The 21916-nt window shown below is 58.5% G+C and carries 21 protein-coding genes; 11 read left to right on the top strand and 10 right to left on the bottom strand.

Annotated elements, in window-relative coordinates; all coding sequences use genetic code 11:
- Positions 1-111 precede the first annotated feature (111 nt).
- Positions 112-1041, bottom strand: a complete 930-nt coding sequence (locus PMI11_RS03050) for a cation diffusion facilitator family transporter (protein WP_007813166.1) — start codon at positions 1039-1041, stop codon at positions 112-114.
- Positions 1042-1208: 167 nt separating this feature from the next.
- Here PMI11_RS03050 and PMI11_RS03045 point away from each other — a divergent pair, with 167 nt between their 5' ends.
- On the top strand, positions 1209-2564 hold the full coding sequence (locus tag PMI11_RS03045; protein ID WP_007813164.1) for an amino acid permease: 1356 nt from the start codon (positions 1209-1211) through the stop codon (positions 2562-2564).
- A gap of 14 nt (positions 2565-2578) precedes the next feature.
- Here the strand turns inward: PMI11_RS03045 and arcC are convergent, their stop codons facing one another.
- The 5 genes from arcC to PMI11_RS03020 form a co-directional block, all read right to left on the bottom strand.
- On the bottom strand, positions 2579-3514 hold the full coding sequence (gene arcC / locus PMI11_RS03040) for a carbamate kinase (RefSeq protein WP_007813162.1): 936 nt from the start codon (positions 3512-3514) through the stop codon (positions 2579-2581).
- Position 3515: 1 nt separating this feature from the next.
- Positions 3516-4520: an ornithine carbamoyltransferase gene (locus PMI11_RS03035; RefSeq protein WP_007813161.1), complete on the bottom strand. Its 1005-nt coding sequence runs from the start codon at positions 4518-4520 to the stop codon at positions 3516-3518.
- 40 nt (positions 4521-4560) lie between these two features.
- Complete coding sequence (gene arcA, locus PMI11_RS03030) at positions 4561-5787, bottom strand: arginine deiminase (protein WP_037070604.1); 1227 nt, start codon at positions 5785-5787, stop codon at positions 4561-4563.
- Positions 5788-5955: 168 nt separating this feature from the next.
- Entirely contained in the window at positions 5956-6162 is a 207-nt protein-coding gene (locus tag PMI11_RS03025; protein ID WP_007813158.1) for a hypothetical protein, read from the bottom strand.
- Positions 6163-6347: 185 nt separating this feature from the next.
- Entirely contained in the window at positions 6348-6698 is a 351-nt protein-coding gene (locus tag PMI11_RS03020) for a hypothetical protein (RefSeq protein WP_007813156.1), read from the bottom strand.
- Positions 6699-6970: 272 nt separating this feature from the next.
- On the opposite strand from PMI11_RS03020, the gene PMI11_RS03015 reads away from it, so the two are divergent.
- From PMI11_RS03015 to PMI11_RS03005, 3 genes are all read left to right on the top strand, one after another.
- Positions 6971-8191, top strand: a complete 1221-nt coding sequence (locus PMI11_RS03015; protein ID WP_007813153.1) for a sensor histidine kinase — start codon at positions 6971-6973, stop codon at positions 8189-8191.
- Entirely contained in the window at positions 8181-8849 is a 669-nt protein-coding gene (locus PMI11_RS03010; protein WP_007813151.1) for a response regulator transcription factor, read from the top strand. The genes PMI11_RS03015 and PMI11_RS03010 overlap by 11 nt, the downstream gene beginning before the upstream one ends.
- Before the next feature lie 92 nt (positions 8850-8941).
- Positions 8942-10720 carry a hypothetical protein gene (locus PMI11_RS03005; RefSeq protein WP_007813149.1) on the top strand — a complete coding sequence of 593 codons (1779 nt, stop codon included), beginning with the start codon at positions 8942-8944 and terminating at the stop codon, positions 10718-10720.
- A 5-nt stretch (positions 10721-10725) separates the two neighbouring features.
- Here PMI11_RS03005 and PMI11_RS03000 read toward each other — a convergent pair whose 3' ends face one another.
- Positions 10726-11691, bottom strand: coding sequence for a hypothetical protein (locus PMI11_RS03000; RefSeq protein WP_007813147.1), 966 nt, complete (start codon positions 11689-11691; stop codon positions 10726-10728).
- 159 nt (positions 11692-11850) lie between these two features.
- Here PMI11_RS03000 and PMI11_RS02995 point away from each other — a divergent pair, with 159 nt between their 5' ends.
- The 7 genes from PMI11_RS02995 to ugpC all read left to right on the top strand — a co-directional run bounded on the left by PMI11_RS02995 (position 11851) and on the right by ugpC (position 18737).
- On the top strand, positions 11851-12495 hold the full coding sequence (locus PMI11_RS02995; protein WP_007813145.1) for a helix-turn-helix domain-containing protein: 645 nt from the start codon (positions 11851-11853) through the stop codon (positions 12493-12495).
- 45 nt (positions 12496-12540) lie between these two features.
- Entirely contained in the window at positions 12541-12888 is a 348-nt protein-coding gene (locus tag PMI11_RS02990) for a hypothetical protein (protein WP_007813143.1), read from the top strand.
- Positions 12889-13337: 449 nt separating this feature from the next.
- The gene (locus tag PMI11_RS02985) at positions 13338-14495 is read left to right on the top strand and encodes a Gfo/Idh/MocA family protein (protein WP_007813141.1); all 1158 of its coding nucleotides are present in this window, start codon (positions 13338-13340) and stop codon (positions 14493-14495) included.
- A 12-nt stretch (positions 14496-14507) separates the two neighbouring features.
- A complete protein-coding gene (locus PMI11_RS02980; RefSeq protein WP_007813139.1) occupies positions 14508-15392 on the top strand; it encodes a carbohydrate ABC transporter permease in 885 nt (294 codons plus the stop codon).
- Positions 15389-16249, top strand: a complete 861-nt coding sequence (locus PMI11_RS02975; protein WP_007813137.1) for a carbohydrate ABC transporter permease — start codon at positions 15389-15391, stop codon at positions 16247-16249. The genes PMI11_RS02980 and PMI11_RS02975 overlap by 4 nt, the downstream gene beginning before the upstream one ends.
- Positions 16250-16288: 39 nt before the next feature.
- Positions 16289-17518, top strand: coding sequence for an ABC transporter substrate-binding protein (locus PMI11_RS02970; protein WP_007813135.1), 1230 nt, complete (start codon positions 16289-16291; stop codon positions 17516-17518).
- Positions 17519-17603: 85 nt separating this feature from the next.
- Positions 17604-18737, top strand: coding sequence for an ABC transporter ATP-binding protein (gene ugpC / locus PMI11_RS02965; protein ID WP_007813133.1), 1134 nt, complete (start codon positions 17604-17606; stop codon positions 18735-18737).
- Positions 18738-18759: 22 nt separating this feature from the next.
- Here the strand turns inward: ugpC and PMI11_RS02960 are convergent, their stop codons facing one another.
- The 3 genes from PMI11_RS02960 to PMI11_RS02950 are packed head-to-tail and all read right to left on the bottom strand — an operon-like array spanning position 18760 to position 21853.
- Entirely contained in the window at positions 18760-19860 is a 1101-nt protein-coding gene (locus PMI11_RS02960; protein ID WP_007813131.1) for a D-TA family PLP-dependent enzyme, read from the bottom strand.
- A 1-nt stretch (position 19861) separates the two neighbouring features.
- Entirely contained in the window at positions 19862-21337 is a 1476-nt protein-coding gene (locus PMI11_RS02955) for a M81 family metallopeptidase (protein ID WP_007813128.1), read from the bottom strand.
- A gap of 30 nt (positions 21338-21367) precedes the next feature.
- Complete coding sequence (locus PMI11_RS02950; protein WP_007813126.1) at positions 21368-21853, bottom strand: hypothetical protein; 486 nt, start codon at positions 21851-21853, stop codon at positions 21368-21370.
- Between the last annotated feature and the right edge of the window lie 63 nt (positions 21854-21916).

Below are 21916 nucleotides of genomic sequence, written 5' to 3'. Positions count from 1 at the left end.
CGCATGCATCTCAGGTCGGAGGGATCGTACATGACGGGTAGTGCAGCGTCGTTGATTGCAATCAACGTGATGCGAAGCATTTCGAGGCCGATGGCGGAGCGTGGATGCGCGCTACTCCGCCCATTCCCGATCGGCGGTGAAGGCGATCGTCAGCCAGCGATTGGCACTCTCGTCGCCAATCGCATTCCCGATCTCGTCGCGAAGTGCATCCCACTCCTCCACGGTCTTTGCGGGAAGCCCTTCGGGCACAATGAAATACAGTTCGATCTGTTTTGCGCGGCCGACCTGGGCGACGTAGGCACGGTGTGACAGGAAGCCGAGGCGGCGAACCGTGTCCGAAGCAACGCGATCGACATGTTCCTGCAGATCGACAGGGGCAATCAGCAGGATTTCGCTCAGCGCCTTCCAGACGGTGCTGATCGGGAGCGGGATCATGACAAGACATACGAGAGCGAGGACCGCCGGGTCCATGTAGCTGGCAAGCCAGGCAACTGATGTCGCCTGTACGGCGATGCCGATCAAAAACGCGACGAGCAGCGCAAACGCGATCCCGCCCGACATGATCCAGGCCTTGATGTCGAGCGAGATAAAATCGGATTTGATGCTGCGGTTCAGCCTGATGCCAATGAAGGCCATGACAGCGCATACGAGCATGGTCGCCGCGGAATAGGCCACCGCCATGCCGAACTGCAGTTCATGGCCGCCGTTCAGGATGCTGATGATCGCGCCGATCAACGCGTAGACGCCGACCGTCATTAGCAGGCAGCCGTTGAGCATGAGGACGATCGGCTCCAGATGCCAGAAGCCCATGGTAAAACGGTTTCGAATCCTGCCAGACTCGGCGTCGCTCTGCGTCGATTTGATGATGAGGCTCGAGACCCAGAGCGCAAATCCGGTCATCACCGCATCCGCCAAGGAATAAACGCCATCGAAGGCGATCGAGAACGAGCCTGAGAGTATGCCGAAGACAACGCCGAGCGTCGCGACGACAACGGTCGCTGCAATGGAGACCCTGAGAAACCCCTGCTCGCCCAACAACATCACTTCACCTCCGGCCCCGTCATTCTAGCTGCTTTATCTCTATGGTGAAGGCTAGACCAGTCCGGCAGACTACGCATTGATCCGGATTGCGGCAGCCCATTTTTGCAACGACAATCGCGGTTCGAAGAGCCATCGGCTCCCGGAAGCCGACTCACGGGAGGGACGTCATGACAACCTCGTCGAATGGCAAAAGCCTCGGACTTGCCGCCTGCACCGCTATCGTGGTCGGAAACATGGTGGGATCGGGCTTTTATCTTTCGCCGGCCGCGGTGGCACCCTACGGCAACCTGGCGATCATTGTCTGGATCCTCATGGGTGCCGGGGCGATCTGCCTCGGCCTCACCTTCGCCCGGCTCGCGAGACTGGTGCCCGCTGTCGGCGGCCCCTACGCCTATACCAGGCTCGCCTACGGCGATTTTGCTGGCTTTCTGATCGCCTGGGGTTACTGGATTTCGATCTGGACGTCACTGCCGGTCATCGCGATCGCCTTTACCGGCGTGATGGTCGACCTCTTCCCTGCCCTCAGTAACCGCTTCACTGCGACTGTGCTGACGCTCGGCGTGATCTGGGCGATCGTGCTCGTCAATCTTCGCGGTGTTCACGCGGCGGGTCTGTTCGCACAGGTGACGACATATGCCAAGCTTCTCCCGTTCGGCGCCGTTGCCATCATCGGCCTTCTCTACATCGACACATCGCATTTCTCGGAATTCAATCCGAGTGGCCAGCCGCTGCTGCAGTCATTTGCAACGCTGGCGCCGCTGACAATGTTTGCCTATCTGGGGTTGGAATCGGCGACCGTTCCTGCCGGCGATGTGGAGAATGCAGAACGGACCATTCCCCGTTCAACTGTACTTGGGATCTCGATCGCCGCCACTCTTTACGTGCTCGGCACCGTCGTGGTGATGGGCCTCCTTCCCCGTGAAGAGCTCATTCACTCGGTCGCGCCTTTCTCTCAGGCCGCTGCGGTCATGTGGGGACGGTCCGGTGAATTGGTGATCTCGATCGCCGTGCTGGTCTCCTCGATCGGTGCGCTGAACGGCTGGACCCTGCTGATGGGACAGGTTCCAATGGCGGCTGCCCGCGATGGACTGTTTCCGCCACTGTTTGCCCGACTGTCCCAGCGTGGCGTGCCGGCATGGGGGATGGTCATCTCTGCCTCGTTTGCGACGATCCTGGTGCTCGTCCAGGCGCTCGGCTCGGAGGGTTTCGCCGCGGTCTATCGTCTGATGGTCGGGTTGAGCACGATGGCTGCCGTCGTTCCCTATGCCTTCTGTTCGCTTGCCGGAACCCTTGTTGCAGGCGCAAGGCTTGGGCGAATGCCAAGGGTCACCGTGATCGAAGTCATCGCCTTTATCTTCGCGATCTTCACCCTTTACGGCTCTGGCGCCGAACCGGTGCTCTACGGTCTGGTACTTCTGATGCTTGGAATCCCCGTCTATGTCTGGCAAAGGCGAAACGCTGCTGGAACGACGGACAAAGAGACAGGACCGGGTGCAGCAACGCGCCCGGCCGTCTCAGGATAGGGTATCTTGGAAAATCAGTACCAGTTCAGGCCATCAAAGCCGCCATCGATGATCGTCCCTTGCTCGCCGCGCACCATTCCGGCGATGTCGGCAAGAGAGCCTATCGCCGCCGCCTTGCCGTTGGCGCGGGCGAAATGACAGGCTGCCTCCACCTTCGGCCCCATCGAGCCGGCCGGGAAGGAAAACTGCGTCAGATCATCGGGACGAGCGCGATGGATCGCCTTCTGGGACGGCTTGCCCCAATCGGTATAGACGGCCTCGGCATCGGTCGCCATGATCAGGAGATCGGCATAAAGCTCGCGGGCCAGAAGCTCCGAGCAGAGATCCTTGTCGATCACGGCTTCGACGCCGATCAGATTCCGATCGGCACCCTTTTCATACATGGTCGGTATGCCGCCACCGCCTGCACAGATAACGATCGTGCGCTGTTCCAGGAGCCAGCGGACCGGGCGGATCTCGAAGATGCGTTTCGGCGCCGGCGAGGCGACGACGCGACGCCATTTTTCGCCATCTTGCTTGAAGACCCAACCCTTTTCCGTGCGTATCCGGTCCGCCTCGGATTTGTCGTAGACCGGACCAACGAATTTCGTCGGGTTCTGAAAGCCGGGGTCGTCGGCATCGACTTCGACCATGGTGAGGAGCGTCGCCAAGGGCTGCTCGAACGGCAGGAGATTGCCAAGCTCCTGCTCCAGCATGTAGCCGATCATACCTTCGGTCTCGGCGCCGAGAACGTCGAGCGGATAGGCCTCCTCGGGTTTATAGGCCGCCCCCTGAAGCGCAAGCAGCCCGACCTGTGGCCCGTTGCCGTGTGTTATGACAAGCTCGTGTTCCGCCGCCAGGGGCGCGATCGCCTGGGCCGCGGTGCGCGCATTTTGCCTCTGGGTATCGGCAGTCATAGGCTCCCCGCGCCGAAGAAGCGCATTGCCGCCCAGCGCAATGACTACACGCATGTTAATCTCCCAAGGTAGCCACAAGCAGGGCCTTGATCGTATGCAGGCGGTTTTCCGCCTGCTCGAAGGCGACATTGGCCTCGGACTCGAAGACGTCGTTCGTGACTTCGAGGCCGTTCGCCATGCCGTAGTCTTCGGCGATCTGCTTGCCAAGCGTGGTTTCGGTATCGTGGAACGCCGGCAGGCAATGCATGAACTTGGTCTGCGGATTACCCGTCGCTTTCATCAGGTCCTGATTGACCTGGTAGGGGGTGAGCAGCTTGATGCGTTCACGCCAGACATCTTTTGGCTCGCCCATCGAAACCCAGACATCCGTGTGGATGAAATCGACGTCCTTGACGGCCTCTCTGGGATCCTCGGTGACCAGCAGGCGTGCGCCCGAGGCCTGCTGCAGATCCTTGGCGATCTTCATATATTCGTCAGACGGCCACAGCGATCTCGGGCCGCAGATGCGCACATCCATGCCGAGCAGGCAGCCGACGATCAGCAGTGAATGCCCCATATTCGAGCGCGTGTCGCCGACATAGGCATATTTGATGGCGGTGATCGGCTTGTCGCTGTGTTCACGCATGGTCATGACGTCGGCAATCATCTGCGTCGGATGATATTCATCCGTCAGGCCGTTATAGACGGGCACTCCGGCGTATTGTGCCAGCGTCTCGACGCCCTTCTGAGCGGAACCGCGATATTCAATAGCGTCATACATGCGGCCGAGCACTCGTGCCGTATCCTTGAAGGATTCCTTATGCCCGATCTGCGAGCCGGACGGATCGAGATAGGTGACGTTGGCGCCCTGGTCCGAGCAGGCAACTTCGAAGGCGCACCTCGTTCTCGTCGAGGTTTTCTCGAAGATCAGGCAGATTTCCTTGCCTTTCAGGTGCTCCTGCTCAGTGCGGGCATATTTGGCCCGCTTCAGATCGCGCGCGAGATCAAGGAGATAGCGGAACTCCCGCGGAGTGTAATCCTGCACGGTCAGAAGCGAGCGATTGCGCAGATTGAAGCTCATGGTCTTGCTCCGTCAGTCTGTTTCGTGGGTGAAAACGTCATCAAGCCGGGTCGCGCCAGATAGGGCACGTCATGCAGTGCCCGCCACCGCGACCGCGACCGAGTTCGGAACCGCGGATGGTGATGACCTCGATGCCCGCCTTGCGCAGCAGCGTATTCGTATAGGTATTCCGGTCGTAGGCGACGACGACACCGGGTTCGAGTGCAACGACATTGTTGCCGTCATCCCATTGCTCGCGTTCGGCCTGATAGGAATTGCCGCCTGTTTCAACCGTGCGTAATAGCGGCAGATCGAGCGCTTCGGCGACGACATCGAGCATCGGCTGGCTTTCGGGATGGATCTCGAATGTGCCGTCGTCGTCTACCGGATACATGCTGTAGCAGCGGATCTGATCGACGACCTCGGCAAAGAGCGTGACAAGATCGCGATCACAAAAGCTGAAAACCGTATCGAGATGCATGGCTGCGCGGCTCTTCGGCATCAGGCAGGCGATCACTCGCTTTGCGGCCTTGTTTTTGAACAGGGCCTGCGCCAGCTGGCCAACGGCCTGATAGGTGGTTCGTTCGCCCATGCCGATCAGAACGGTGCCATTGCCAATCGGCATGACGTCACCGCCCTCCATCGAGGCATTAGCGAACTGATTATCGGAATCGCCCCACCAGATCCGGAAATCGCCGCCTTGGAATATAGGGTGAAACTTGTAGATCGCGCGCTGGATCAGCGTCTCCGCGCGTCTGGCCGGCCAGAACATCGGGTTGCAGGTCACCCCACCATAGATCCAGCACGAGGGGTCGCGCTGGAATAGGGTGTTGGGGATCGGCGGGATGACGAAATCGGTTTCCGGAAGGGCACTCAGCATCAGCGACTTCGCTTTGACGTCGGGCAGGTCGGAGATCGCAATGCCGCCGATCATGAAGGCTGCAAGCTGTTTGGCCGGCATCTCGTCGAGCCATGGCCGCATCGCCTCGGCGATCTGGGAGCCGAGCACGTTCGGGGTGATGCGTCGATCCAGTATGAAATCGCGCGCTTGTTTGTTTGAAAACGTCTGGTCAAGCAGGTCATGGGTCTCAAGAACTTCGACCCCTCTTTCCTGCATCTTCAGGACAAAATCATAGTGATCCTTCTGGGCCTCATGCACCCACAAGACATCGTCGAAAAGAAGGTCATGGCAATTCGCGGGCGTCAGCCGCTGGTGCGCCAGAGACGGTCGGCAGACCATGACGGTTCTCAGCTTTCCGACCTCAGAATGAACACCGAAACCACGCATGCGGTCCTCCTTCCCCCAAAGGATGACGGCGCCGCCGCCGGCCCTTGAACACATCCAGCCTGTTTGAAAGCCTACTTGGGCAGACACGGCGATGTCATTGATTGCAGACAAGGTGCGGTGCAGCATTTGCAATTTCCGACCATCCGGGATGAGGAGAATGCAGCCTGTTCAGTGAAGGTCAGACGTGTTGCATCGCTGCATCTGCCATGCGCGCCAATGGGTCGGGTGGAGATCGAGCATCTCGCCGGTCAGGGCATTTGCCCATCCGCCAGGCAGACGCTGGCAGGGAAAAACCAAGGCATGGACGCCTTCGTCGTCGATGACGGCGAGTTCTATATCCTCTTCGAACGGAGCTTCGACGACCAATCGCCACATCACCGAACCCTCCCCGACGATGCGCGAGCGTCGACCGACAAGAGGCCCTGTTTCGGCGTGCCAGTCGCTCGGCCGGCGTGGTTTTTTCTGCCAGCGCGCGGATGCCGCAAAGACCTCCGCTATGACCTGCCTTTCGATGGATTCGCGACAGCGCAGACTTCTTCGTCGGAAACCTGCGTGCCCGCTCATTCGATGTAGAACGTCAGATTGCCGTTGCGGGCGCGCGTCACCCATTCGATCTGGTCGGGTGTCAATTTCTTGGCCTTCAGCTGCTGAACGAGCCATGGGTTGGAACGGATCGCCGTTCGGATTTCCTTGACATGTTCAGCGCTGCCCGGCCTCGGCATCGCGCCGACTTCGACTGCGGTTCGAAAACTGACAATGGAAAACCGCTTGTCGTGATAGGCTCTGATGTGCTCCGGCAGGTTTTCGGCCCAGTTCATGCGCCGGAATTCCTTGCGGCTCTGCTGGGCGCCGACAGGGGTCACCAACGACGCAGCGGTCGCAATAGCAATGGCAAGGGCGAACTTCCTCATCTTCCAGCTCCCTCAAAATGGCTGTAAACCCATCGCGTCCCAGAGTAGCGGAACAACGAGCCAGAGGCATTGAGCCGGATCAATGGAGATGAGGCCGGCCCAAAGCGTCGGCTCGCCGGGCTTTCAGCAGGTCCGGTTGTAGAAAAAGACCAATAGAGTCTACGCGATACTACACTGATCCCCCATCCAAAGATGGTAAACTCCTGTCATTGTTGAGGAGTGAAAGGCCGTCGAGGCACTGGATCACTTCTCAAAGCGCGGAGGAGACCATCATGTCCACCAAGATGGAGGCGCCGCATGTTACCGAATTCAGTCCCCTTGTCTCATGCCTGACGGGACGAACCTCGTTCATAGGGTCGCGAATAGCGCGCCATAAGTCCGCGCGAGGTTCGTGCAAAAAGAACGGGCCACAGGCGAACTGGATTCGACAACTCTACGAACACATACCTGACGCAGTGTTTTTCATGACGGACAACAATAGAATTTCAGCCTGTAATGGGGCTGCGGTGACCCTGTTCGGTTATGAAGAAGGTGAACTGCTCAACCGCAAGATCGACTTTGTCTGGTCTTCAACGCCGGATGTTCAGATCAAGGGACGCTGGGCAGACCAGGGCGCGGTGCGTGCTGGTCTGGCGACGACCAAAACCGGCGTTCAGTTTCCAACTGCCCTGACCATCATCCGAGAACAAGGCGAAGGACGAACCTTCGTTGCGGCGATCTTTGAGGACTTCCGGACGGAGCGCGAGACATTGCAGCAGGTTCAGGAGCTTCAACGTGAGCTGGCGCGTCTTGCAAGAATAGTCGCGCTTGGGGAAATGACAGCGACGCTGGCACACGAACTGGCCCAACCGCTGTCCTCGATCGCCGCTTACTCTGAAGGTTGCAGGCGCCTTATGACGAACGACTGCCGCCGGCACGGCGTGGAGCTTCGTGAGGCCCTGTCGGAAATCACGCAGCACGCCTTGTGGGCGGGAACGATCGTCAAGAACGTCCGGGAATTTGCAAAGCGCGGCGGCGGCGAGAAACGACTGGAGGCGATGCACGCGTTGATCCCCGAAGCGACGACGCTTGGGCTCACCGGATCAAGCCGGAAAGGCCTTCACATCGATTTGCAGCTCGAAGCAGAGCGGGACATCGTGGTCGCAGATCGCGTCCAGATCGTCCAGGTGCTGATCAATCTTCTTCATAATGCCGTGGAGGCGACCGACGGCGTCGAGCAGCCGACTATCGCGATCCACACCAGGACCGACGATTTCTCGCATCTGATTGTCGACGTATCCGACAATGGCTGCGGAATTGCCGCCGAGATCGAAGAGGCGCTGTTTCGTCCTTTCGTGACTAGTAAACCGCGGGGACTTGGCATGGGCCTGGCATTGTCCAAACGCATCATCGAAGCCCATGGAGGCCACATCAGCGCGCGCAAGGGAATACAGGGAGGCTCTATCCTCTCATTTTCGCTTCCGCTGGCGGAGACCACAATCGATGGCGAATGACCTTACGATCCATCTCGTGGACGACGAGGAGTCGCTCCGGCGCTCTCTAACGTTTTTGCTGGTGTCGGCAGGCTTTGCTGTTCGTGCACATAGCTGTGCGAAAGCCTTCCTGGAACTTCTGCCGCTGTCGGGGCGAAGTTGTCTGGTCACCGATCTGTGCATGCCGCATATTAACGGCATCGAATTGCTCCATCGCCTGCAGCGTCTCAGTATGGACGTGCCGGCGATCGTCATTACCGGCCAGGGAGATATTGCCGCGGCTGTACAGGCAATGAAGGCGGGGGCATTCGATTTCCTGGAGAAACCTCTGAAGGAGGACGTGCTTATTGCGGCCATCAATGGAGCGATGGGACAGAGGCGGGCCGGCGGCGTTTTACCTGATTCCGGGGGCGTCGCCGCACGGCTCCGCCAGCTCACGGAGCGTGAATACCAGGTTCTGACCGGCGTGCTCGATGGCTTACAGAACAAGATGATTGCGTTCCAGCTTGGCATTAGCTCGCGCACGGTGGAGGTCCACCGCGCCAATGTGATGGCTAAAATGGGCGCGCGCAATCTGGCGGAGCTCATGCGCATGGCCATTACCATCGACGCTGCGACGCAATCGTCTGAAACTGCGAAGGCTTTGCCGATCGGCAGCTGGTCAACTTATATTCGATAATCCTAAAGCAAATCTTGCAACCTCGGTCTTGTGGGGTATGATGCGTTAGAATTGACTTATATAGTTGCGTGATCTTTGTCGTAGGGACGGTCATGAGAAGCGCAAAGGTCAATGCTTTCAGCAGTCTTGGGCCGACGGCTGACGAAGTTTGCCGACAGGTCGAACGAATCCTTACAAGCGAGGAATTTCACGCGCCGAAGCGCGGGCGAAATTTCCTGGAATTTGTCGTCAACGAGACGCTTGCCGGTCGATCGGACTTCTTGAAAGCATTTACGATAGCAAATGTGGTCTTTGGCCGGGAGGCTTCATTCGACCCGCAGAATGATCCGGTTGTCCGGATCGAGGCTGGCCGAATACGAAAGGCGCTCGAGCGTTATTATCTCGTCGCAGGCGAGAGGGATGACGTCGTCATTACTGTGCCCAAAGGCGGATATGTCCCGCATTTCGAATATGCGCGGGATGCGCCCACTCCGACTGAGCCCGTCGAAACCTCGGACAATGCGCAGAATGTTGAGTACGAAGATCAAAGTCATTCGCTTGAGGAAGCACCTCGGCCGGGGTTGGTCACCCTCATTGGTCTCGTGACTGCGCTGGCCGTTGTCCTCGCTCTTCTGCTCCTAGCCCTCACGTTCGCATTGTCTTCGCGTGATGCTCCGACCGCTGCATTGCCGCTGACACGTCCTGAGCCAAAGGTGATCGTCGAGTTTTTTGCCGAAAGCAGCCCAGCGGACGTTGGCTCGGATATCGCGCGTGGCCTGAGGGACGATATTATCGGACAACTCGCCCAGTTCGATGACATCGTCGTCGTCGCTGATCCGCTCCGTGATGAGCGCGTATCAGCTGCCGACTACATACTGCAGGGTAATGTCCAGATCGATGGAAGCAGGCTGCGTGCTGCTGCCAGGCTGGTGCATCAAGTGGATGGAGCCGTCATCTGGGCCAATAATTTCGATGGGGATCTTCAGAACCAGAACCAGCTTGTGATTCAAGGCAATTTCGCGCGAAAAATCGCCGATGCGATCGCACAGCCCTATGGCGCCATCTTTCAGACCGACACGGATATGATAGCGCGAACGGCACAGATGGAAGACCGAAGTGCCCATGAATGTACATTCGTCTATTCCAGCTATCGTCAGACCATGACAGCGCAAAGTCACAGCGCGGCGCGCGAATGCCTGCAACAGGCCACCCAGCGCTTCCCCGACAATGCGACGTCCTGGGCGCTGCTGTCTATGGTCTATCTCGACGAAATCAGATTCCGCCATACGCTCGGTACAGTATCGTCGACCCAGCCTCTCGCGCTGGCGAGCGCTGCGGTGAAGCGGGCAGCATCGCTCGCGCCGGACAGTCCCCGCGTGCTGCAGGCGCAGATGCTGGTGAGCTTCTTCAGGGGGGATATCGACGAAGCCTTAAAGGCAGGCACCGCAGCCTATGCTGCAAACCCTGATGATGTGGAAGTCGCAGGCGAGTACGGCTTGCGATTGGCGATGTCTGGGAAATGGCAGTCAGGCTGCGAGTTGCTGTCGATCGCCCTCAACAAGGGTATCGGTACCAGAGGTTACTACGAGGTCGGTATGGCTTTGTGCGCATTCATGGAAGGAGATCTCGAAGAGGCGGAGAAGTGGTCGCGAAGGTCCGATCTCGATGATAATCCCATGCATCGCCTTGTGCTGCTGTCCATTCTCGGTGCTGCGGGAAAGACTGATGAAGCCATGCTGGAAAAGGATTGGCTCAATATTCACGCGCCCATTTTGATGACTGACATACGCCAGGAGGTCTCGCTCCGCCTGCAGCTGCCGGAGGATCAGGAGCGGTTCCTGAACGGGCTGCGCGCCTCGGGATTGGTTATCAGCCCCCTGTCAGCAAGATAAGGCAGCTACGGATCGGCGCCCGCGTCGTTCAGCCTGTGGTTGTTCGAAATAGTCACCGCGATTTGTGTGGCGATCTCGTCCTCGACGTCGAGAATGGCCTGGCCGCGTAGATCTCGATCATATTGATTTGCCCAGGTGACCGCGCCATCGGCGGCATTTATCAGGCGGACATGCAGATGAAGGATCGTACCCTCGATGAGCGCGCTTCCCTGCAGGCTGAAGAGCGAACCGGTCATTTCCGTCCCGGATCGGCCTGGAGCAAGCACAGTAAGGCTCTCCACCTTCATGAGCTTTGCAATCAGCTGATCGGCCAATCCCTTCACGAAATCAGGTCCCTGCGCACTGCCGCCGAGAGCGACGAAGGGTTCGACCGCAACCCTGACCTTGCTCTCCGACTTTGATGCGGCAGGCGCCGGCGACGTCTCTGGTGGGAAGAGATAGGCTTCAAGCGGACGAACAAGAGCGAGTATGGCCATTGCCCCAAACAGCGCGGGGACGCCGATCGGCAAGAGGAGATCACGATAGCTCACTGCCCGCTCCTGCCCGGTGGCGCGCCGCTTGCTCTCGCGGTTCTGCGGGGCGGAAATTTCTGCTACATACGAACTGTCTTCTGCGCTCGAAAAGTGCGGCGCATAACCTCCTTTGGGGACGGTAATCCGGATTGGGTCACCGCTTCCGCAGACCAAGTAGTATCGTTCGAGCGCTCGACGGATCCGCCCCGCCTCGATGCGGACAACTGGATCATTCTGTGCATCGAAGGATGCATCACGACCAAAAACCGCTTGTGCAATCGTATAGGCCTTGAGCTGTTCGCTGCGCCCTTCAAGTGTCTCTTCAACGATATATTGCAGGAAGCGGCGCCCGCGCTCCGGGGCAAGGAATTCCGGACTGGCGAGTATAAGGTCAAGCTGCGCACGCACGCTTGCAGAGTCTTGAAGTGCTTGTTTTTCCCCTCCCTTTTCCGATACCATCCAGACCTCCCGCAATACCTTCGTATTGCTCTCATCAAGGGGAATGGCTTTATACACCTATTGGTGGTTCGGGGCTTCCGTAGCAATACGTAAGGAATATATCGAATACCGGGGCGGGCAGCGATTGCCTATGCTGCGATACGGATGGGAGCAACGCATATGCTTCAAAACCAAATGATCGCAAAGCACACGACAGTTTCTGGCCATCGCTATGGAAGCGTTGCCGGAGTGGCTAGGGATCAATCGATCCGGCTCAAGGCCGACGAGACGATCTATAGCGAAGGTGAACACGCGTTTGCGATCTATCAGGTCGAAGCGGGCGCGGTGCGGATTTATCGCCTCACGGCAAGCGGGCAGCGTTATATTCTGTCCTTTTGCGGCAAGGGCGAATGGTTCGGGCTCGAGACAGGCAATGTACGAACTGATTTCGCAGAGGCCGTCTGTGAAACCTGTATAAAGCCCTTTCGCGCCAATCAGGAGGCAGTCGTCCCCATAGACCTTCTCCACATTGCCCTGACGAACCTCGCGAAGGCACAGCACAAACAGCTCCTCATCACGGAGCAAAGCGCACTGAAGCGGGTCGCCGCCTTTGTTTATGAAACGGCTGATCGTCATCCCGGAGATTGCGAATTCGATATGATGATGTCGCGCAGCGATATTGCCGACTATCTCGGGCTGACGGTCGAGACCGTTGCCCGTTGCTTTACGAAACTACGCGAAAAACGAATTCTTTGCCTCAACGGCAAACTGCAACGCATTGTCCGACTTCTCGACCGTGATGCGCTCGTCGCATTGACGATCTAGCTGCAGTGGATTTCGAAGGTCGATCTTGAAAAAGGGGATTGAACAATGACGCATGCATCCGGTCGAAGATTGAACGCATCAGCCAAAGCGGTCCTCGCAAGCCTGATAGCGCTAACGGGCCTTCCACTCGCGACTGTTGAGGCGCAGACCTCTCCGTTTGACCAATTTCCAATACTTATCCAGTGCAAGTACAAGGAAACCTATCACGTTTTCTACATATCACGTATTTCAGAGGACGGTGTCGCAACCTATGTGGCATCCGAACGCATGGGCGGTACGATCACCTTGGACGGTCAAGCGAAGGCAACCGGCGGCGCAAGTGGCGGCAGCTGCGTCGGCAAGACTTTGGCAGAGCTTCGTGCATCTCACCAAGCCTATGACTTGAAACCCTAAAGCCCGCCTCGAGCTCTCTTCGTCGCCCGAACGCTGCGGATTGAACCGCCGATCGCATAGTCTCAAAGCCAAAGCCGAAGGGGTGTGTCTCAGCCGCCCCGGTCTGATCTTGCTACCGGTCACATCGGGGCCGATCGTCATGCCCTGCAGCGGCATTTCCATTTTGCGCAAAGACCGACATTCCAACTTCGCCGCCACGTCACATACAGTGGCTATTTAGTAATGCGGCAGTTGGGCCAGTTAGAGATGCGACAGTCTCGCCTCTCGACATTCTGGTCAACGCCAACGTTGGGAGCAAGGATGACGACCTTCAACCTAGTCGAGAACCACGGAGCTAATTGATGAAAATTAATTTCATCAATTAGCTCTGAACCCCGTTTTCAGTTGACGGCCTTTGTTTTTTGTCCCAACCTGAAGAAAATAAATTACGAATTGGGAACATTGTTGGCATGAAAGTGGGAATCATAGGGCTGGGATTCCGGCTCGGCTATCTTGGCTATGTCTTTAAGGCAATCGACAGCAGTTTCGAGATCGTCGGTTACGTCGATCCGGACCCCGCAGGGCTTCCCGGACTGACGGAAAAGGGCGTCTCTGTCGGCAAGGTCTATGGTTCGCCGCAGGAGCTCCTCGCCTCCGAAAAGCTTGATCTGCTGATGATCGGCTCTCCCAACCACATGCATCTCGATCATATCCGCCTCGGTCTTGAGGCTGGCCTCAAGGTTTTCTGCGAAAAACCGATCGTTACCACGATCGCCGAGAGCATCGAACTTGCCCATCTGATGGCCAAGTTCGGCCATGAGCGGCTGATGGTCGGTCTCGTGTTGCGCTACTCTCCTCTTTATAAGGACCTGCGCGCCATCCAGGCCGAAGGCAAGCTCGGCCATATCGTCTCGATCGAAGCCTCCGAACATATCGAGCCCTATCATGGCGCCTTCTTCATGCGCGACTGGCGCCGCTACGAGCGCTATTCCGGCAGTTTCATGCTGGAAAAATGCTGCCACGACCTCGACCTTTATAATGGTGTGATCGGCGCTCGCCCCGAACGCGTCGCAAGCTTCGGCGGCCGCAAGAGCTTTATTCCCTCCAACGATCCGGCACGCGAAGGCATCAACGATCTTGAGCTCTTCCACCGCAAGCCTAGCGGCTGGATGGGCTCGGACAAGGTGTTCGACAGCGACGCCGACATCATCGATTATCAGGTGGCGATCGTCGAATACGCCAACGGCGTCGGCATGAACTTCCACACCAATCTGAACGTTCCCGACCAGTTCCGCCGCTTCGCCATCATGGGCTCGCGCGGCATGGCCGAGGGCGACTTCGTCCGTGGCTATCTCGACGTCCATGAGCAGCTGACCGGCAACAAGATCGTCGAAAACAAATATGCCGCGACCGAGCTGTCGCAGCATTACGGCGCCGACGAGCAGATGGCCGCCGATATTCTGCAAAGCGTGCGCATTGGTTCGGAACTGCCGGTCTCCACGCTCAACGCATTGGAGGCGGGTATTCTCGCCCTCGCCATGGACGAGGCGAGGATGAAAAAGGCGGTCGTCGATCTGCGTCCCATCTGGGACCGCTTCGACGAGGCGCTCCACGCAAGGGCGGCTTGAGGAGGCGAGAAGATGGGTGTTCAACGCAGCACGGTCATCTTCGCCTGGCTCCTTCTCTTTCCAGCCGTCCTCTACGTCACTGTGATTGTTGCCTATCCGCTACTCGACACCTTCATCCTGTCGTTCACTGACGCATCGCTGAAGAAGACCACCAACTGGGTGGGCTGGGTCAACTACGGCAAGATCTTCAATTCGACCTTCGCCGAGGTCATCATCCGGACCTTCATCTGGACGTTTTTCTCGGTCTCGATCAAGATGATCATCGGCGTCTTCGGCGCCACCATGCTGAACGCCGCAGTGCCCGGCCGCGCGCTCTTTCGCGTGCTGACCATGCCGCCATGGATCGTTCCGATGGCAATCGGCATCTTCATGTGGGGCTGGATGTATAACGGCCAGTTCGGGATGATTTCCGGCATGCTTCAGCGCTTCGGCCTCGCCTCCGGCCCTGTCGCCTTCCTTGCCGAAGGATCGACTGCCTTCTGGGCGACGATCATTACCGATGTATGGATCGGCGTTCCGATGGTGACGCTCTATATGCTGGCCGCTATGCAGGCAATCCCGCAGGATCTCTATGAGGCAGCCTGGACGGATGGCGCCGGGCGCTTCTATCGTTTCCGTCGCATCACTCTGCCACTGATCGTACCCTCGATGATCACCATGTCGATGCTGTCGCTGATATCCACCTTCAACTCCTTCGACATTATCTGGATCCTGACGCGGGGCGGCCCGAGCGGCGAGACCACGACGATGATCATCGATACCTATCGCACCGCGATCGGTTCGAACAAATATGGCGAAGGCGCCGCGCGCGCCGTGCTGATCTGCATCTTCCTGTCGATCTTCTGCGTCTGCTACTTCCGCATTACCAGCCGCCTTGCTTCCGGAGACAAGCGATGAATACACCCCATCTGCTGATCAATCGGTACAAATGGTATGAAGTCATCGGCATCTATGCCGGTATCCTGGTGTTCCTCACCTTCGTTCTCGCCCCCTTCGTCGAGGGTTTTCTCGTCTCGCTGAAACCTCTCAGCCAGCTGTTTTCCTCCCCCTACCGGTTCATTCCCGAAAACGGCTCGTTTGAGGCCTACCGGACGATGTGGGTCAGCGTACCGGGCTTTGGGCGCTATATTTTCAATTCCTTCTTCATCTCGACCGTCGTCACCACCGCTGTGCTGATCCTCGTCGTTCCGGCCTCCTACGCCTTCGCGCGCTTCGAATTCAAAGGGGCCGGGCTGCTGCTCGGCGCGTTCCTGGCGGTCAACATGTTTTCGGGCGCCGTATTGCTCATTCCGCTCTTCCGGCTGATGCGCTCCTTCGGGCTGTTGAACACCTATTTCGCCATCATGGTCCCGGGCATCGCCTTCCTGATCCCCTCGGCGATCTGGCTGCTGCGCACCTATATGATGCGCATTCCGAAGGAATTGGATGAAGCGGCCTTCGTCGACGGCGCCAGCCATTTCTACACGCTGCGGCGCGTCATCCTGCCGATCGCCATGCCCGGCGTTACAGTGGTGGCGATCACCACCTTCATCGGATCCTACGCCCAGCAGTTCATCTACGCCCTGACCTTCAATTCCAAGACCGAATTCGCACCGCTGCCAGTCGGACTCTTCGCATATTTCGGCCGTCAGGAAGTCGTTTGGAATGAGCTGATGGCTGCAAGTTTCGTTGGCATCGCGCCCGCAATGATCGTGATTTTCTTCCTTCAACGGTATCTCGTCAGCGGTCTGACCGCCGGCGCGGTGAAACAGTAAGACAAAACCAGAACCACCAGAGAAAACGGGAGCTAAAAAGTGACAATCCAATTCAAGACCGGGCTCATGGCCCTCGCCCTGCTCGGCTCCACCGCGCTCGGTACCATGACTGCTCATGCCGCTGACCAGGAAATCAGCTGGATCTATTGCGGCGACAAGATCGACCCCATCCATGAGAAGTACATCAAGGAATGGGAAGGCAAGAATCCCGGCTGGAAGGTGACGCCGGAAGTTGTCGGCTGGGAACAGTGCCAGGACAAGGCGACGACGCTTGCTGCAGCAGGCACGCCGGTCGGCATGGCCTATGTGGGCTCGCGTACGCTCAAGGAATTCGCCCAGAACGATTTGATCGTTCCGGTGCCGATGACCGACGAAGAGAAGAAAAGCTACTATCCCAACATCGTCGATACCGTCACCTTTAACGATACGCAGTGGGGCGTGCCGGTCGCATTCTCGACCAAGGCCCTCTACTGGAACAAGGATCTCTTCAAGCAGGCCGGCCTCGACCCGGAAACGCCGCCGAAGACCTGGGCTGAAGAAATCGCCGATGCCAAGGTCATCAAGGAAAAGACCGGTATCGCAGGCTACGGCCTTCCGGCCAAGACTTTCGACAACACCATGCACCAGTTCATGCATTGGGTTTACACCAATAACGGCAAGGTCATCGACGGCGACAAGATCGTGATGGACAGCCCGGAAGTGCTGGCTGCCCTGCAGGCCTACAAGGAGATCACGCCCTACTCCGTCGAAGGCGCAACCGCCTACGAACAAAATGAAATCCGCGCCATCTTCCTCGACGGCAAGGTCGGCATGATACAGGCCGGTTCGGGCGCTGCTGCCCGCCTCAAGAACACTAAGATCAACTGGGGCGTCGCGCCGCTACCGCTCGGCCCTTCGGCCAAGGGTGAAGGCACGCTGCTAATCACCGACAGCCTCGCAGTATTCAAGGGCACGGGCGTCGAAGAAAAGGCGGCAGAATTCGCCAAGTACATCACCTCGCCGGGTCCGCAGGGTGAATACGAACTCCAGGGCGGTGCAGGCCTGACTCCGCTGCGTCCGTCCGCCAAGGTCGACGAATTCGTCAAGGCCGATCCGTCGTGGAAGCCGTTCATCGATGGCATCGCCTTCGGTGGTCCCGAGCCGCTCTTCACCGACTACAAGGGCTTCCAGAACTCGATGATCGAGATGGTCCAGTCCGTCGTCACCGGCAAGGCCGAGCCTGAAGCCGCTCTGAAGAAGGCTGCAGGCGAAATTGAGACCTTCAAGTAAATCGACGTCGAGGATCGCAGGTCGACGATCTGCGATCCTCACCGACCAATTCATGCGCGTTCAGGCTGGGATCGGAGACAGATTTTTGGGACAGCTTCAGCTCAACAAGGTTCAAAAATTCTATGGCGACTACGAAGTTCTCAAAGGCGTCGAGCTCGACGTCAGGGACGGCGAGTTCGTTGTCTTCGTCGGGCCTTCGGGATGCGGCAAGTCCACCCTCCTGCGCATGATCGCAGGTCTTGACGCGACGACCAAGGGCGACATCATCATCAATGGCGTCCGGGTCAACGACCTGCCGCCGGTCAAGCGCGGCATCGCCATGGTCTTCCAATCCTATGCGCTCTACCCGCATATGACGGTTTTCGAAAACATCGCCTTCCCTCTTCGCGTGGAAAAGATGGAGGAGGAAAAGCTCAAGGCCAAGGTGGAGAATGCCGCACGCATCCTGCATCTCGAAACGCGGCTGCAGCAGAAGCCCGGCATGCTCTCGGGCGGACAGCGCCAGCGCGTCGCAATCGGCCGCGCCATCGTCCGCGAGCCGAAAATCTTCCTTTTTGACGAGCCGCTGTCCAATCTTGACGCCGCCCTTCGCGCCGATATGCGCATCGAACTTGCCAAGCTGCACCGGCAGCTGAAGGCAACCATGATCTATGTGACGCACGACCAGGTGGAAGCCATGACGATGGCCGATCGCATCGTCGTGCTGGATGCCGGCAATATTTCACAGACCGGTGCACCGCTCGAGCTCTACCACAAGCCCGCCAACCAGTTCGTCGCCGGCTTCATCGGCAATCCGAAAATGAATTTCCTACCCGTTACGTGCACATCTGCAAGCGAGGCCGGCGTGACCGTGGACTATCGCGGCCAGCCGGCAACCCTGCCTGTGACGCCGCGCGATGGCATGGTCGGCAAGATGATGACGCTCGGCATCCGGCCGGAGCATATCCAGCTCGGAGCCGGCGACATTTCGCTGACGGTTGCACCCAGCGTCATCGAACGGCTTGGCGCAAATACTGTGGCCTATGTTGCGCTCGGCGGCGAGACGGAGAACTTCTGCGCCATGCTGCCCGGCAGTGTCGGCATTCGCACCGACGTGCCGGTTGCCGTCGGCATCAATGCCGCCGATTGCCATCTCTTTAACGAGGAAGGTGTCGCTTTCGAACGCCGCGTCGAGCTCACCGATATCGACATGAACCTGCTGGCTCCGGCAACGGCCTGAGCGGCCGTCAACTAGGCGATACTTACCAGACGAGCCCGCGCGCTGCGACGTCCTCGACGCGCGTGACGATGCCGTTGCGATGGAAGACCATCGTGTCGAACAGGTTCGAAACCACGCACGTGTGGTTCGGGATGATGGAGAGCTTTTCGCCGATCTGCGGCCGCGCACCGGTGCAGGCCGAAAGGTCAATGACGCCGTGCTCTTCCGAGAGACTGGTAATTCTAGCCTCGGGATATCCGACGACGAGGCCGAAATCGGCAAAGCCCTGAAGATCGGAGGTTAGCGCCTTCGAACCTGCGTCGATAACGGCGCGGTCCGCATTCGGCCGTGACACGACAGTTGCCAGGACATGCATTGCGCAATCGTCTTGTGTGCAATGTCCCATCCTTATCATCTGACGGTCATTGTAAATATAGGTCCCGGCTCGGTGCTCCGTCGCCGATTTGACCAGATGCGCCTGAAAGAGACTGGGCGTGCCGCCATTGCTGACGATCGGGCAGGCAATGCCCTCTTCCGCCAGCTGTTTCAGGGTAGCCTGGATGAAAGCTTCGACGGCATCGGCCGATTGCGGCTTCGGATAGGTGAGAATACCGCCGAATGTCAGCCCATCGGCCGCAGCGACGCGCTTGCCAAGCGATGCCGCCTGCTCGGGCGTCTGGACGCCGCAGCGTGCGCCGCCGGTGTCGCACTCGACGAGGACGATCAGCGGTTTGCGGCCAGAAAAATGTGATGACAGACCATCTACCGTCACGTCGCTATCGGCAACCACCTTGAGACCGGAAATGCGATCGTTCAGGGCAGCGAGCCGTTCGAGCTTCGAGGCTCCGATAATGTTGAAGGTGATCAGGATGTCTTCGAAACCGGCTTCGGCAAAGACCTCTGCCTCTGTCACCTTCTGACAATTGATACCCTTAGCGCCGGCCGCGACCTGGGCAGCTGCGAGCGCAGGTATCTTATGCGTCTTGATATGCGGGCGGAAATTCAGCCCGTGCTCGTCCATATAGGACTGGACCCTGGATATGTTGGCGGCCAGTCTGTCTTCGTCGATGATCGGGCGGGGCGTGGAAAGATCCGCGATCCTGTCTCCAGCCTTGGCAACGACGGCAAACCGGTTGTCATGCATCTCAGGCAGCTCCGCGTTCGGTTCCATGAGGATCGGCCACGATCGGCCAGATGGTCTTCGGCGCCCGGCGATAGTGGGTCGTCGCCGGATTGTTGGGATAGGGGGTTCCTGCCGAACAGTAGAGTATTTCAGCGGCGATCTTCGAGAAGGATGCGAAGAAATGGTTGGTCGATTTGATCACCAGGATCTTCTGCCTGGTCGGATCGATGCCCATCACCGAAAACAGGCTCGGATCGAAGCTCTGCGCCCGCGTCGAGTTCAGAATGATGTCGATACCATCAAGGACGATATGGGCCGCATCACCGAAAGGCGCGAGGCTTTCGCCGAACTGCATCTCGGCATTCTTCACCAGTTTGACGACCTTCACCATGCCGTCGACGGGATTACCGGTCCCGGGTGCAGACTTTGCGCCGAAGCGCAGCGGAATTTCGGCCCCCTCGCCAGCGGCAAAACAGATCTGAACGGCGATCGGATCCCAGATGGTGCCGATCGCAGCACTTTCCACACCGCGGGCCAGAAGCTCTTCGAGAATGACGGTGGCATCGCCGGCGGTTCCGCCGCCCGGATTGTCCCAGACATCGGCAATGACGACCGGCCAGGTTTTGGCGGCCATCGCCCGGGACACAGCTTCCTTCTCATCGATCTGCGGCACCATGAAGGTGCCGCGCTTGGTAAACAGTTCCATGCCGAGTTCGCGCGCCAGCGCCGCACCCTTCTGCGGATTGTCGTCGGTGACGACAAGCAGCTTGGTGCCCATCTCGGGCACATCGCCGACCATGAAGCCGTGGACCACGGAGATCGACAGGATTTCCGGATCTTCCTTCTCGATCCGCATGATCTTGTCGACGAAGGAGCGCATCGGATCGCGCGAGGTCGGGAAGACATCAATCATCCGGCAGTCGAATATCGAATTGACCGGCTTGACCCTGCCCTCAAGCGCATCGACGGCGATGCGCCAGAGATCCTCGGCGCGGTCGACGAAATCCGTATGCGGAAATTCCTTGAAATAAACCGCGAAATTCAGCGCCTCGATGCGCTTCCTGGTCAAATGGCTATGTGGGTCGAGCTCGGCACAGATCAGCACATCAGCCCCGACGATGTCGCGAATGCGCGTCAGGAGGTCGCCTTCCGTGTCCTCATATCCCGCGGCCACCATTGCCCCGTGCAGGCCCATCACCACGGCATCGACAGGCATTGCCGCACGGAGCTGGTCGAGGATTTCGTCTCGCAGCTCTTCATACGCCTGGCGGTTGACGAGGCCGGCCGGGTCCGCCCAGGCTGCCGTGCCCTCGATCAGCTCCCAGCCCTTTTCAGCGGCGACGCGGCGACCGACAGTGATCGGCGCGGTGCAGAGTGTGGGCGTTTCCGGATGCTGGCCGGGCGGGGCATAAAGAGACGCTTCGAAAGCGCGGCGGTCCACACAGATCGGGGAAAACGTATTGGTTTCGGTCGCCAGTGCTGCCGTGAAAATGCGCAAATGAGTTGGCCTTGTTTTTGCGGTCCCGCCTCAACCCATCGGGTTCGGCAGGTAGCCGGTAAATCCGCAGATCTTCCACCGTCCCTGGTGGAGCCTGCAATAATAGAGCGTCTGCCACTGCATGATATCGCGGGTGCCATCACTCTTCGTCAGGCCGCCGTCGAACTTCTTGCGGACAAGCGCCATGTCGCCCTCGATCTCGATGTCCTCGAGCGTTGTGGTGGTGAAGATCGCGGTGCGGGTATCCTCCGCGAAGCTCTGTGTGGCAAAATCCTTTGCCTGCCTCAGCCACTCGTCGCGATAGGCCGAAAGTGCGGGAAATGCCAGACGCCACTTGTCGGGGCTGATCTCCTTGCGGCCATCAATGCCGATGAAGCCTTCCTCGACGAAATCACCTTCGACCATCGACCAGTCGGCTGCCAGAAATGCATCGATGTCGCGGGGCACGAGCATCTCCCAGATGGCGTGCCGTGCAGTATCGGAGGACGGAAAAGGATTCTTGAAAGGATCACGCATCTTCGCTCCCGATTTAAATTCTTTTCATAAATGGCGTTTTTCACTGGTCAAAATCTGCTTTCT

The organism is Rhizobium sp. CF142, assembly GCF_000281145.1.
Classification (GTDB): domain Bacteria; phylum Pseudomonadota; class Alphaproteobacteria; order Rhizobiales; family Rhizobiaceae; genus Rhizobium.
The sequence above is the reverse complement of the archived record's forward strand: the minus strand, read 5'-3'. Positions and strand labels throughout refer to the sequence as shown.